The organism is Psychrobacillus sp. (genome assembly GCF_032154225.1).
Lineage (GTDB): Bacteria > Bacillota > Bacilli > Bacillales_A > Planococcaceae > Psychrobacillus.
Genome location: NZ_JALDYF010000011.1, coordinates 51,761 through 64,183, shown reverse-complemented (window position 1 = coordinate 64,183; position 12,423 = coordinate 51,761). Strand labels below are relative to the sequence as shown.

Sequence of the window (12,423 nt, the reverse complement as noted above, 5' to 3'; positions counted from 1 at the left end):
TTAATCAATGACCTTTCCCCCATTCTTCCTTATCACCGGTAGCTTCATAATAACAGTCGTACCAACATTCTCTTCGCTATCAATCTTTAAACCATACGATTCTCCGTAATACAAAGAAACTCTTCTAACTACATTTTCTAATCCAATTCCTAATTTGGACGATGAAACTTTGCTTTCAAACAAGTTCGTAACTTCCGCTAGCTTAACTGGATTCATCCCTTTTCCATCATCTTTTACTTGAATCGATAATACAGAATCGTCGTTATAAATTTGAATAAATAACACACCTTGACCAACTTTTGTTTCCAGTCCATGTATAATGGCATTCTCGACAATTGGCTGTATTAACAAAGGGGGAATTAATAATCCCTTCGCTGATTCTTCCACTGAAATGATAATCTCTATTTTTTTCTGAAATCTAACTTCCTGAATAAATAAATAACGTTCCAATAGCAATAAATCTTCTTCTAATAAAACATATTCGCTGTCTTTTTTAATGGAATAGCGCATCATTTCAGCTAATGCAATCGCTAGCTCACTAATCATTTTTACGCCTTTTATTTTGGCAATAGCACTCATCGTTTCAAGCGTGTTATAAAGAAAGTGAGGATTGATTTGTGCACGCAAAGCATTAATTTCAGCATCTTGTAGGCGGCTTTTCTTTTCTAAACTTTCTTTCATAGATGTATTTAGCTTCGTAATCATGCTATTGAAATTTGTTCCAAGCTCACTTACCTCATCTTGATATGTAGCTTGAAATTGAACATCTAGATTTCCTTTCTCTACTTTCTTCATAACTCTTTTTAATTTATTGATTGGTGACGTAATCGAAATAGCAAATAAGTATGTAAACCAAATCGTAATGATGGAAGCCATCACAATTAATAATAGAGTCAAATATTTGATTGGCTGACTGTTTTTCGTCACTTCATCTTCAGGTAAGTAGTTAACGATTTTATAATGGGTTTCTTCATTTGTATCAAAGATTGTAATATACTTTTGGTTATTTAAAGTTGTATCAAAAAATCCTCTTTGACTTTGTAAAATACTATTAATCGATTCGTGGGTCATTTTTGTTCCAATCGTTGTTTTACTTGGATAACCAGAAATGACATACCCTTCTGAATCAATTAAATATATTTGATTTTTACTATTTTGGTAATTAGATTGATACAGTTCTGCAATGGATGGCTCTAGTATATCGATTATTAAATAACCAATTGGCTCACTATCCTCATTCTTTAAAAGCCTGCCTACGCGAAGAACAACTTCTTGCGACTCTGTATGCCGGATTGTATAGTGCGTATCCCAAACAGCTGCTCCATTCGCTTTTTTAGCTTTTCGAAACACACCCCAGTTTTCTGAAATTTGATTATATTGTGGCGGTAAATAATCTCCAGTAAAGTATCGATCACCATTAAAACCAATAATATAGAGATTAATCGTCCAATTTTTCGTACCTAAAAAAGAGTCAAACAATGCATTCACTTGTTCAAAATCTTGGTATTTTTCTAAGTTTGTTCGTGCTTCGTCTTTTTGTAGCTTTTCCTGCACTAAATCTGAACGGTAAATATAATTACTCAATTGCTCGATATCGCGTGAAAAAAAAGCGAGATTTTTATTTATTTGCGTCAAATTTTCCATAATCCCAGTACTTGCTTGTTCCTTCACCATCTTAGAGGAAACCTGATAAGTGAATATGCCTAAAAGCAATAGGGGAATTAATGTAATCGCTGAAAAAAACAGCATCAGCTTTGTTTGTAATTTTAAACTCATCAACTTTCTAAACATTTCAATCACCCGCTTCTCACGTTGGATTATATATTCATATATATATAATCACTAAAAATTCCGAACATTTCATCAAGGTGTTTCCAATATAACAAAAACAAGAAAAAGTCGAAACTCTTTTCTTGTTTTTAGATGTTTCGTATTCAGTTTAGGAGAGCATTCATTCACGGCGTATATTTTTCCGAAATCTTTACGACTTCATCATCTTTTATTGTTAAGTAAAAAGGAACTTTATATCTGTCTATTATCTTGGAAAATTCATCTATAGCAATGCTTAAAGGTTCTTGAAGATTACTTCCATTTACAATATCTATCTCTACTGTTTTCGATACTATTAAACTTTCCGTTTGCTCCGATTCATTGTAAATTAGAAAGCCGCTTGGTAAATCTGATTCTAGATCTAATCCTAACTCTTTCACTCGCTCTATATCTTGATGGTCTACCCATTCTATTTCATCAAAAGTTAACTTCCCAGCTATTTCATCATAATCCTTTAAGTATGCTAATAATTCTTCCGATCGAGTTGCCTTTTGTTCTTCGCTACACGCACTAACTAACAAAGCACCAATAATTATAGTAATGAGAAACACAATTGGTTTGAATGAAATAGATTTCAATTTCCCACGAAAATTTATAGTTAAGCTCAACCTTTCGATTCTCCTTTATGCTTCTTTTTTCTAAAAAGGAGCCATAAACAAACGAAGATGATAAACGCTACAAATTCTAAAGACAGGATATACCACGGATAAGGACCTAAAAAGTCGAGAAGACTTCCATTCGTTGGTTTCTCCTTTAAAAACATATAATTCCCTTGAAGCATAATATTCAGAGCAAATACACAAGGCAGCAATATATTTAATGCAACCATCGTTTTAATAATACCTTTGAAAGTAGGACGGTACCCTTTCACCCATGTAAAATAAAGTGCCGTTAAAATGATTCCGAAATGCACATAAAAAAAGTGGAAGTATCGAAAATGAGGAAAGCTAAGATCTAAAACTGGCGTCGCAACCGCTTGAAGGGCTCCTCCAATCCCAGCATAAAAAACAAAATCATATATATGCTTATTCCCAGTCCATAAAAGAACAATCGTCATCATTAAACTAATACTACATAATTCAAGTGGTAATGAGTTGCTCCAATTCCAACTTCCAGATTGATAGAGCCATATGTGATAAAGGACTTCCATCATTAATAATGACAGCGCAAAGATGCGTTCAATTAGTCTAATCTTCTCCTTTTGAATAGACCATTTCTTCTTTGTCAAAAATAGTAGAAGGATTAAAAAGCCTAGCGCTGCCATTGCTCCAAAATGCGCAATTGAAAACATTACGAATGTAGGCTCCATTTTCTCACCCCCCCCCTTTTTCAGTTCTTCTATTAATATTCGAGTTCACCAGCCAAAATCCCTTTGCTTATAACTTGCGAATTATTTATGGAACTCGTAGGTAACAGTTTATACATTATCGGAGATTATTGAATAACTTATATTATGTTAAAAGCTAAGAGAAATCTAAAGGAGGTTTTTGATTTGTCACAGAGAAGAAATGCGAAGCTTGGTTTTTGTGTGTTTCCTGGATATAACTGGTGTGGACCTGGTTGTAGCGGACCTGGTGCACCTATAAATGATGTAGATGCTGCGTGCAAGGCACACGACGATTGTTACAGCAGCGGAAGAAACCGGTGTGAATGTGATTATGAATTTCTTCGCCAACTGCAGCCCAAAATAAATCCATACACTCAAAAAGGAAGACATGCTCGTATGCTTTATAATTATATGAAATTACAAACAGTTTTCACATGTAACCCTAATAGAAAGTAGACAGTTTCAGGTTCTCAATCTATTTATAAAAAAATAGATCGAGAACCTGGATTTCATATTTATTCTATTACAATTTAATCTTCTTACCAGTATATTTTTCCAAAGGCTTATACTTATTTGTTAATTTACCTATTTGGATTAAAGTGCCGAATAATGCCCGCTGTAACCACAATGGCTTATCTGTAACTAACGTATTTTGGAGTACTAGAATCAATGCAATATGAAACAAACTCTTTGGTACACCTTTATCATCCGTAAGCCCATCGTCCATCAATCCATAATGAATACGCACCGATTCCTCAAACTGCTGAGGTGGAGTTAACCTCACTTGGAAAACGACTGGTTCATCATGCGCATTGCGGAAAGTATGCGCAGTACCTATCGGAGCCGTTAACGCTTCTCCAACTTCTACAATTTGCTCTACTTTATTAATATTTACTGTAAGGTTACCTTCCTTTACGACAAACTCTTCCACAAATCGATCATGGCAATGTAATGGCGGCCCTTCTCCATTTGGTGGTAAAGATACTTCTATTAATAAATACTCCCCATTTGTTTCACTACTCGTTTTTAAAAATGTAATAGATTCTCCAGTATATTTATGTGTAACCGTGTTTGCTAATAAAGACAATTTAATTTCCTCCGATGATAAAAATCTTTCTTATTGGTTTTAATAGGATTTCTCCATTCACTCCAACTACTTTAGTTGTTGTAAGATAATAATGTTCACCTTTTTTATATGATATTTTATTTGTAATAATAATTGTTTTTCCATCCTTGGAAAGAATTATTTTTACATCCTAATCTCAGTACTTATCTTTCTATTAAAAAGTATATACAGTACTTTTCATAACGACAATACTGAGGAATGTTAGTAGTCCAAATTACACTGAAGACAAAAGCTGTAAAAAAGTACAAATAAAAACCAGCTACAGTCATATCGCTGGTTTTTATTTGTACTTAATATTTATTTCATATGAACATTTCGTTTATTATTTTATGTTAATCCTCACCCTATTACGTCCGTTCATTTTTGCTTCGTATAATCCTTCATCAGCAATTGTATATATTTCTTCCATATCTCTGAACTTATTGCACTTTCCATGTACTCCGCCAACACTAATTGTTATAGGATATGAATGCTGTTCCCAGCAGTAAAGTAATGGCAGAGATTCCACTTTCACTCTCAGTTCTTCTGCAATTTGAATCACTTTTTCTTGACTAATATCTTTCAAAAAGCAAACAAATTCTTCCCCGCCAAATCTTCCTAAAATACCTTCTCGCGTTTCAATGACAGCATTCATACAAGCTGCCACTTCCTTCAAACAACGGTCACCTTCCATATGACCGTGAAAATCATTGTAACGCTTGAAGTGATCAATATCGATCATGAGCAAAGCGACCTCCAACGTGTGATTCCTTTCATCACTTCTAAACTCCGAAAGATATTTCGTCACATGTTTACGATTAGCAAGTTTGGTCAAATCATCATAAAAAACTTCTCCACTTAAGTGTAAATTCGTTTTCTCAAGATCTTCTACTATTTTCTGTTGCGTAGAAATCTCATTTTTCAAATGCTCATTCATTTTGGCAATTTCTTCGACTTCTTTCCCAGCAAAAAGCTTATTTAATTCTAGTTTAATAATCTCTAACTTTTGTGATATTCCGGTAGACTCAATTACTTGTTCTATAAGATGATACTTTTTATAGTAACCTAATGCCAAATCATGCTGTCCTTTAGACTCATAAAAATTCGACAGTCGATAAAAAATTTGGCTTAGCTGTTTCCTTGCTTGAATTTCTTCCGCAATATGAATCGCATCATAAAGATAATCTAAAAACGCCTCTTCATTTACTTGCTGTTCATACTCGGCTAAATTAATTAATACGTCAATTGCATAGAATTTATTTCCGATTGCTTCTAATCGATTCAATGCCTGCATATAATAATGTTTTGCTTGCTTAAAATCCTGCTGAAGAAAATAAATTTTTCCAATTCTATTTTCGACTTCTGCTAGTGGAGCCACATCATCCAGCTTCAACAACATCTCATAACTTTTTTGATAATAATCAAAACTTTTCTTAAAACGATTCTGTGTAAAATAAATCCATCCCATATTCAATAGAATAACAGCTCGATTTCTTTTAAAATCTTGCTGCTCTAATATATCTAGTGCCTTCCCATAAGCAGCAAGGGCTTCTTCTACATTTCCAACTTCCTTATATACCTCACCCATATTATTATGAATACTACTTAAAATTCCTAGATCATTTGCTTCTTCTCCAAACTGTAGTGCTTTTAAAAGATTTTCTAGGGACTGTTCATACATCCCGCTATAAAAGTACGCTATTCCAATTAAATTGAGCGATTCAGCTATTCCGAAACGGTCATTTAGTTCTCTATATATTTGATACGCATCGTATGCATAATCATAACATTTTTCCAGTTTTGTCATAGAGCGACAAGCAAGTGCCATGACAAATAAAGAATCTGCTTGTTCCTTTTTACATTCCGATGCACTTGCTAATTTGTATGCTAAAGAAGCTTCTTCAAATGCTTTGGTAGGATATTTTAAAGCTATTTCTTTTGCTTCGTTAATTTTTTCTATTAAAGTCTTTAACTCCGAAATCACACATGTCCCTCCCGTCGTTTAAAAATTTTTAGCTCTTCCATCTTTCCAATTTAGGAATATTTTTCGTGAAAAGTTTAGCTAAAAACCTAGGTAATTTCATCTCTATCATTTTATCCATTACTATTTCTTTCATACCATCTACAGTCACATTTGGCATCGTGAATTGTCCATTTTCATAACAATGAATGCAATACTTATTGCTTTTCGTCCCATTTGCCTCAGTTCCTACTATTTTTTCATCTTTTTTAATTGGCATACCGCAACTTTGACAATTTTTATAATTATTTTGCATTATATTGTCCCCCTATTATAATTCTTTTCATTAATAGTAAGTAATATAGTTTGTTCACTCTTCTGAATTTTCTAATATAATAGTATCATATTAATGGAAACATAATCGTCTTTTATCCTTTAATTGTGGAAAAGTTTTTCAACTGTAACGTTGGTTAAGTTGAAGTTAACAGATGGATTGGAAAGGAGTCTTATTTTGGACAATAATAAGTATAAACCAAAAACAGTAAGTGTTATTAAAAAAGGTATAAGTTTTGGCACTTGCCTGTCTATTGTTATTTCGTATTCGGCTTATAAATCGATAGGTTGGGCTATTATACACGGTTGTTTAAGCTGGCTTTATGTTATTTATTACTTCGCCAAATACTCTACTAGTTTATTTTAAATTGTTTTTTTATAGAGGTGAAACACTTGTTAAAAGACACTGTACAAATACGTTTTAGTCTTGCAGCGGATGAATGGCCAATTGATGAATTTATTGAAAAAATTGGAGATATTGCAACAGAGACATATAAAAATGGAGATATTTTTGTTCGAAGTACAAGAGAAATGCAAAGATTTGAAACGGTATGGACTATCAAATCTGAGGTTATGAAAATTGAGTATGCTGGCGATGAAGATATGCAGTTTTTTGAGTCAATTATTGCACCATTGCGCCCTCATATCGAATTGATTAATCACTATAAAGAGAAGTATCAAATTACACCTATTTTCTTCGCACATTATCGTTTTTACTGGGCACAGACTCCAGGTATGCGTTTGTATCCAGAAATTATTACATTCGCACATCAAATTGGAGCAATCATCGATGTTTACCTTGATAAAATAATTGATGATGAAGAAAATGAATGATTCTTTTTCATAGAATAAAAAAAACACTGATTATTATCTCAGTGTTTTTCTTGCTCTAATTGTTCTCTAAAAGTAATTTTATTTCTTTTATTTGTTCTATATGGCGTTGTTCGTGCAAATATATCTGTTCAATCCATTGATCAAGAGGTAATTCACCTAAAGCGGGATGCACCACTGATTTTTCTGCTAATACCGATATATCTTCTATTGAACTTAGAAAAGCCATTAGCTTCTTTCTCGAATCATTTAATAAATCCATCATTTGCTGAGCATTAAATGATTCTATATTTGGTTCGACTATTTTTGGAGCTTTAATCTTATTTGTTCTATCTAATAATATATGGTCGACATTTTTGCGCTCTTTTTGTGAACTATTAACCTCTTTTAATCCCCAAGCAATTGCCTTTATTGATGCGCCTTCCACCAAGACTAAGTGATGACAAACTTGTGCGATACTCCACATATTCAAATTAGGCTTACTATTTAATTCGGTATCGCTTAAAAAAGTAATCTCCTTAACTAGGTTAGCTCTCGTTTCGTACAGATTGTCATTTATTAATTTATTCATGTAAATTCCCCCTTCACAAAAATGTGTGCCTTATTTTATATAAAATGTATGAAAATATTGCGTGGAGTATGATATGGTAAATTATCTACAACTAATGATTAGAAGGTGAAGACCATGCTAGAAGTAAGTGAAAGTAAATTAGCACAATATGTCGTACATTATGTAGGCGACACGCTTGTTTTAGGAGAAGAGTCTTTTTCTCAACCAGAGGTAATGCTAGAAGCGGCATTTACACAATTAGCGTTTAACAAAGTTGATTTTGAACAGCAATTCGAATTTTTTCACGAAACGGATATTGGGTTAAATGAAATCTATACATATGTGAATTCTATTTTTGATCAGGAAAGCAATTTCCTTGATCAATCAAAGCATATTGCAGTTCACCTGCAAAGTGTATCCCAACATCCTAATATTAAAAGCGGCGAATTGTTTATTGGGCTATTCCATAATTGCTTATGGCATACAGAGAAAAAAAAGGTACTTGCCGTTGTAAAAATTGATGAAAAAGAAATGTTTTTAGATGTGAAAAATGAGCAAAACAAAATGATTGTGAATGGTATCGACGGTATTAATGTGAAGAAAATCAATAACATGGCCATCATCATGGACATGGGACCAGACGTAGCCCCTGCAGTCTTTATGAAAACGAAGAAGAAAGAGGATGTCATCTACTGGCAAGAACGTTTTTTAAAGATTAAAGTTGCCGATGAACACTATCATAAAACAAATTTAGCATTAACTGAATGCAAAAAATACATTATTAAAGAAGAAAGTTTTACGAATACAGAGAAATTAGGTTTATTGAATAAAACGCTCGATTTCTTTAAAACGGAAGAAAAATTTCAGGTAGATGATTATATTGAAACCGTTTTTGAAGGGAGCGATCCTGTCCAAAAAGATATTATCGTCAATTCCGTAAAACCATACGAAACTGTTATTTCTGAGAGTGCGATTGCAAAAGCAGAGAAGAGTTATAAACGGAAAATAAAACTCGATTCCAATATTGAAATCCAAGTAAATGTACGTGATATCGACCAAATCGATCAACTAATTGAAGTTGGCTATGATGAAGTAACTAATCGTAAATTTTATAAAATCTATTTTCAAGAAGAAGTATAAAAAAACTGTAGAGTCCACTCATTTGAGCGGTTTCTACAGTTTTTTTTGTATTAATTGCTAGTTTTTAAACCGTAGTTACTAACAGACTATTAACATTCCTCAGTATTGTCAAAATAATAAGTGATATATATACTTTTTATAGATAGACAATCTGAATGAGAGGATGATAAAAAATGAACAAGAAGAAAAAGATTTTATCTATTGGAGGCATATTTATTGCAGGTTTACTTGTTGGTTTGACCCTTATGTACAACAATTCGTTCTACCATACGGTCAATGACGTACTAGGCAAAGGTGCAACACAGAATTCAATTACTAACGTTTCTGGGGTTTCAAGCATTCCAGTAAACAACATGGATCTTGAGGCAGCAATGAAGGCGATTCAAGATCAGCGTGCACAACTGCTAGAAACTCAGCTAAAGGATCAAATTAGCTCAGTGCAGGAAAAAAACGGTCAGCTTGCTAAATTAAATACATCTATAGGCGAGCAGAGACAGATATTAGCTCAGTTTCCGACCGACGCAGTGCCTAATTCTCCTTTGAATGACGATCAGTTAGAAGCAATGAAAAAAGCAATGGAAGCATCCGGTATTGGCACCGAACCACCGAAAACAAAAGAGCAACTTGATGCATTAATATCACAAACAAAAGGGAATATCGACAGTCTTTCTAATTCGCAACAGATGGACATGCTACGTTTGCAAAGTTTGAGCAATAAAAGAAACGAAGCGTTCGATGTGATGTCGAATTTCGTGAAGAAGATGCAGGAGAATAGATCTAGCATTATCGGCAATATGCGTTAGGAGAGGTTGAGCAGATGTCCTCAAAAGAAATTTTTTCTTATTTACAGGAGCATCCACTTTTACGAGGCATTCCAGACAATGAACTACAAATTGCAGCAAGTTCAATTCAACCAATCGATTTCATGGATGGACAACCACTTCTTATTGAGGGAGAAATTGGCACAGAATGTTATTTTATTCGTACGGGCAATGTCGAGGTTTCATCGCGTAATTTGATAGGCAAATCCATGTTACTTGCTGAGCTCGGTCCAGGAGCGTTAGTTGGAGAAATCGGATTGCTTCAAAATGAACGTAGGACCGCTCGCGTAACAGCCATTGGGGAAGTAACTGCTTTACGTTTAGAGCGCCAGTTATTCGAGCAATTGTCGGAAAGTAGTCCTCTGTTCTATGAGAGTATGATGCTTACGCTTAACATTCGGATGATCCATCGGAAGCTTCGCAATGCTACGATTTGGTCGGCCATTCCTGACGCAGAGCTTCGTGGTCTTGCAGAAGTCACAGTAATTCAAAAGGTTGCCAGAGGTGAGACCATCGTTGCAGAGGGAGCACTTTCCGATCAATTTTACATGGTCAGCAAAGGAAGTTTCGAAGTCAATGGAAAGAAAAGAAAACGAACAGTCCTGCTTGAAGGTGACTTTTTCGGTGAAGAGATGCTATTGACTGAGACCCCTTCAGACATTGCAATTGTGGCTTCGGAAGATAGTGAATTATTAGTGATGGGAAAAAATGAGTTTCTATATGTACTAAGTTATTACGCCCCAATCCAAAAGCAATTTATGGGGGTTCTACATATCCGGTCTCCTCACTTGCTTTCCAAAGTTAAATCAGAGTTTAGAGGAAATTCGGAGCAAGTTTCTGTAGAGAACAGCTCCACCTTAACGAAAACTAGGGAGCGTTGGGTTGACGTACTTCTTTGGCTCGGCGGGAGTTTCATTGCTCTATCTGCGCTTGCTCTGTTTCTCAACAATAGTTGGCTAAATATCGTTGTCATGATTGTAGGAGGGCTAGTTGGACCAGTTACATTCGTTTCTTATATTCGAGACCATCAGTTATTAGGCTTTCGACAAACGCGGTTAGGCATGCTTTTTGCAGCCTCCGCGATTTTTGCTGTTCCTGCAGCTTGGTTTCTCGAGAGATTGTGGCTATTCAACAGTGGCTTAGATTTTACGCAGTTTAGATTGCCGCTCTCTGTATCATTGATCGAGGAAAGCGTTAAGCTTCTTGTATGCCTCCTGTTTATTCGAAAAAAGCAAATGCATTTTCTAATGGATGCAATCGTATTCGGTGCGGCAGCAGGCATGGGGTTTGCTGCGGTAGAGAGCATGATTTATGGTTGGTCGCATATGGGAGAGGCATCTTCAGTTGGAATGCTATCCGTTCTTTGGATTAGGGCTTTATTGTCTCCTTTCGGCCATGGAGCATGGACGGCAATTGCAGTCGCTGCAATCTGGATTGGTGTGACGTCAATAAAATTGAAAACCAATAGTAACGCACGTATTATGTACAAGGTTGTAAGTGCGTTTCTCCTTCTTCTTACCGTCATCAGTCTGCATGCACTATGGGATTTCGATTTCGTTAATGGTTGGGGCAAAGTTGGGGCAATGATTATTATAGGTTTCATTGACATCATCTTGTTATATATCTTAATCCGTATTGGCAGAAAAGAAGAAATTCAATCCTTTACGACTATGAATCCCTATGTACAAGAGCCTCTGCATCATTTCGATCTTGACGAGAAGGAAGATGACGAGCTGCATTGTAGTGGTTGTGGTACTGTATCTCCACGGAGTGCTAGGTATTGCGCACGTTGTGGACACGCTTTAAGAATAAAATAATGAAAGGGGCTCCAAACAATGATCGTTTGAGCCCCCTTCCTTTATTTCATTAAAATGTCATAGATTGTCCGTGCTTTGCTAAATATGCTTCTTTTTCTTTATAATCCGGCATTATACTTCCAACACGTCTCCAGAATGAGCGATCATGATTCATATGAGCTAAATGACATAATTCATGGATGACCACATAATCGATGACTTCGATGGGAGCCATAGCTAATCGATAATTAAACGTGAGCTTCCTATCTGAGCTACAACTGCCCCACTTTGTTTTAGATTCTACTATTTCAATAACTTTAGGCTTTACTTTTAGTTGTTGTTGATATATTTTTATCCGTTCTCCTACAACTTTCTTGCAGCTATTAATATAAAACCTTTTGAGATTTTTTTTAAGTGTCTCTTCATCCAGCTCATCTGTATCTATTAATTCATGTAAGAAATACTCTTTCCCTAGATGTAAAAACTTCCCTTCATCATGAAATTCTCTTGCTTTAGGGATTTCTCTAGCTACTTCAATTGCTTGCATTTTCTCGAGTATCCATGTTCCATTACTTTCAATTGCACTAACAATCTGTTCTTTACTTGTACCTGTCGGAGCTTTAACAGTTAGAAAACCAAACGAATCCATATGAATAGACAGCTTTTTTCCTTTTCCATATTGAATATTAAAATTTACTACTGTATTTTCTATTTCTACTTTCATAACTAG

Annotated in this window: 14 protein-coding genes; 6 read left to right on the top strand and 8 right to left on the bottom strand. The window is 34.8% G+C overall.

Annotation, left to right across the window (positions count from 1 at the left end; all coding sequences use genetic code 11):
- The 3 genes from RUH95_RS14255 to RUH95_RS14245 form a co-directional block, all read right to left on the bottom strand.
- Positions 1 to 1,791: a cache domain-containing sensor histidine kinase gene (locus RUH95_RS14255; protein WP_313893555.1), complete on the bottom strand. Its 1,791-nt coding sequence runs from the start codon at positions 1,789 to 1,791 to the stop codon at positions 1 to 3.
- A gap of 164 nt (positions 1,792 to 1,955) precedes the next feature.
- On the bottom strand, positions 1,956 to 2,438 hold the full coding sequence (locus RUH95_RS14250; RefSeq protein ID WP_313893554.1) for a hypothetical protein: 483 nt from the start codon (positions 2,436 to 2,438) through the stop codon (positions 1,956 to 1,958).
- The gene (locus RUH95_RS14245) at positions 2,435 to 3,139 is read right to left on the bottom strand and encodes a YwaF family protein (RefSeq protein WP_313893553.1); all 705 of its coding nucleotides are present in this window, start codon (positions 3,137 to 3,139) and stop codon (positions 2,435 to 2,437) included. The genes RUH95_RS14250 and RUH95_RS14245 overlap by 4 nt, the downstream gene beginning before the upstream one ends.
- A 183-nt stretch (positions 3,140 to 3,322) precedes the next feature.
- On the opposite strand from RUH95_RS14245, the gene RUH95_RS14240 reads away from it, so the two are divergent.
- Positions 3,323 to 3,613, top strand: coding sequence for a phospholipase (locus RUH95_RS14240; protein WP_313893552.1), 291 nt, complete (start codon positions 3,323 to 3,325; stop codon positions 3,611 to 3,613).
- Between the two features lie 67 nt (positions 3,614 to 3,680).
- Here RUH95_RS14240 and RUH95_RS14235 read toward each other — a convergent pair whose 3' ends face one another.
- The 3 genes from RUH95_RS14235 to RUH95_RS14225 all read right to left on the bottom strand — a co-directional run bounded on the left by RUH95_RS14235 (position 3,681) and on the right by RUH95_RS14225 (position 6,538).
- A complete protein-coding gene (locus RUH95_RS14235) occupies positions 3,681 to 4,244 on the bottom strand; it encodes a cupin domain-containing protein (protein ID WP_313893551.1) in 564 nt (187 codons plus the stop codon).
- Between the two features lie 361 nt (positions 4,245 to 4,605).
- The gene (locus RUH95_RS14230; RefSeq protein ID WP_313893550.1) at positions 4,606 to 6,246 is read right to left on the bottom strand and encodes a tetratricopeptide repeat-containing diguanylate cyclase; all 1,641 of its coding nucleotides are present in this window, start codon (positions 6,244 to 6,246) and stop codon (positions 4,606 to 4,608) included.
- A gap of 28 nt (positions 6,247 to 6,274) precedes the next feature.
- Positions 6,275 to 6,538 (bottom strand): zinc ribbon domain-containing protein, encoded by a 264-nt coding sequence (locus tag RUH95_RS14225; RefSeq protein ID WP_313893549.1) that lies wholly within the window; start codon positions 6,536 to 6,538, stop codon positions 6,275 to 6,277.
- Between the two features lie 195 nt (positions 6,539 to 6,733).
- Between RUH95_RS14225 and RUH95_RS14220 the strand changes: the two genes are divergently transcribed.
- Both RUH95_RS14220 and RUH95_RS14215 read left to right on the top strand, forming a co-directional pair.
- The gene (locus tag RUH95_RS14220; RefSeq protein ID WP_313893548.1) at positions 6,734 to 6,922 is read left to right on the top strand and encodes a hypothetical protein; all 189 of its coding nucleotides are present in this window, start codon (positions 6,734 to 6,736) and stop codon (positions 6,920 to 6,922) included.
- A 26-nt stretch (positions 6,923 to 6,948) separates the two neighbouring features.
- Positions 6,949 to 7,389 (top strand): DUF4279 domain-containing protein, encoded by a 441-nt coding sequence (locus RUH95_RS14215; RefSeq protein WP_313893547.1) that lies wholly within the window; start codon positions 6,949 to 6,951, stop codon positions 7,387 to 7,389.
- Positions 7,390 to 7,444: 55 nt separating this feature from the next.
- Here the strand turns inward: RUH95_RS14215 and RUH95_RS14210 are convergent, their stop codons facing one another.
- On the bottom strand, positions 7,445 to 7,957 hold the full coding sequence (locus tag RUH95_RS14210) for a DinB family protein (protein WP_313893546.1): 513 nt from the start codon (positions 7,955 to 7,957) through the stop codon (positions 7,445 to 7,447).
- A gap of 114 nt (positions 7,958 to 8,071) precedes the next feature.
- Here RUH95_RS14210 and RUH95_RS14205 point away from each other — a divergent pair, with 114 nt between their 5' ends.
- The 3 genes from RUH95_RS14205 (at position 8,072) to RUH95_RS14195 (ending at position 11,714) form a co-directional block, all read left to right on the top strand.
- The gene (locus RUH95_RS14205; RefSeq protein WP_313893545.1) at positions 8,072 to 9,076 is read left to right on the top strand and encodes a nucleoid-associated protein; all 1,005 of its coding nucleotides are present in this window, start codon (positions 8,072 to 8,074) and stop codon (positions 9,074 to 9,076) included.
- A gap of 173 nt (positions 9,077 to 9,249) precedes the next feature.
- Positions 9,250 to 9,879, top strand: a complete 630-nt coding sequence (locus RUH95_RS14200) for a hypothetical protein (protein WP_313893544.1) — start codon at positions 9,250 to 9,252, stop codon at positions 9,877 to 9,879.
- Between the two features lie 14 nt (positions 9,880 to 9,893).
- Complete coding sequence (locus RUH95_RS14195) at positions 9,894 to 11,714, top strand: cyclic nucleotide-binding domain-containing protein (protein ID WP_313893543.1); 1,821 nt, start codon at positions 9,894 to 9,896, stop codon at positions 11,712 to 11,714.
- A gap of 49 nt (positions 11,715 to 11,763) precedes the next feature.
- Here the strand turns inward: RUH95_RS14195 and RUH95_RS14190 are convergent, their stop codons facing one another.
- Positions 11,764 to 12,417, bottom strand: a complete 654-nt coding sequence (locus tag RUH95_RS14190; RefSeq protein ID WP_313893542.1) for a M48 family metallopeptidase — start codon at positions 12,415 to 12,417, stop codon at positions 11,764 to 11,766.
- Between the last annotated feature and the right edge of the window lie 6 nt (positions 12,418 to 12,423).

Coding starts and splice junctions, on each gene's coding strand:
- RUH95_RS14205 (WP_313893545.1), top strand. CDS start 8,072: ATGCTAGAAGTAAGTGAAAGTAAATTAGCACAATATGTCGTACATTAT.
- RUH95_RS14200 (WP_313893544.1), top strand. CDS start 9,250: ATGAACAAGAAGAAAAAGATTTTATCTATTGGAGGCATATTTATTGCA.
- RUH95_RS14255 (WP_313893555.1), bottom strand. CDS start 1,791: ATGTTTAGAAAGTTGATGAGTTTAAAATTACAAACAAAGCTGATGCTG.
- RUH95_RS14195 (WP_313893543.1), top strand. CDS start 9,894: ATGTCCTCAAAAGAAATTTTTTCTTATTTACAGGAGCATCCACTTTTA.
- RUH95_RS14210 (WP_313893546.1), bottom strand. CDS start 7,957: ATGAATAAATTAATAAATGACAATCTGTACGAAACGAGAGCTAACCTA.
- RUH95_RS14190 (WP_313893542.1), bottom strand. CDS start 12,417: ATGAAAGTAGAAATAGAAAATACAGTAGTAAATTTTAATATTCAATAT.
- RUH95_RS14225 (WP_313893549.1), bottom strand. CDS start 6,538: ATGCAAAATAATTATAAAAATTGTCAAAGTTGCGGTATGCCAATTAAA.
- RUH95_RS14245 (WP_313893553.1), bottom strand. CDS start 3,139: ATGGAGCCTACATTCGTAATGTTTTCAATTGCGCATTTTGGAGCAATG.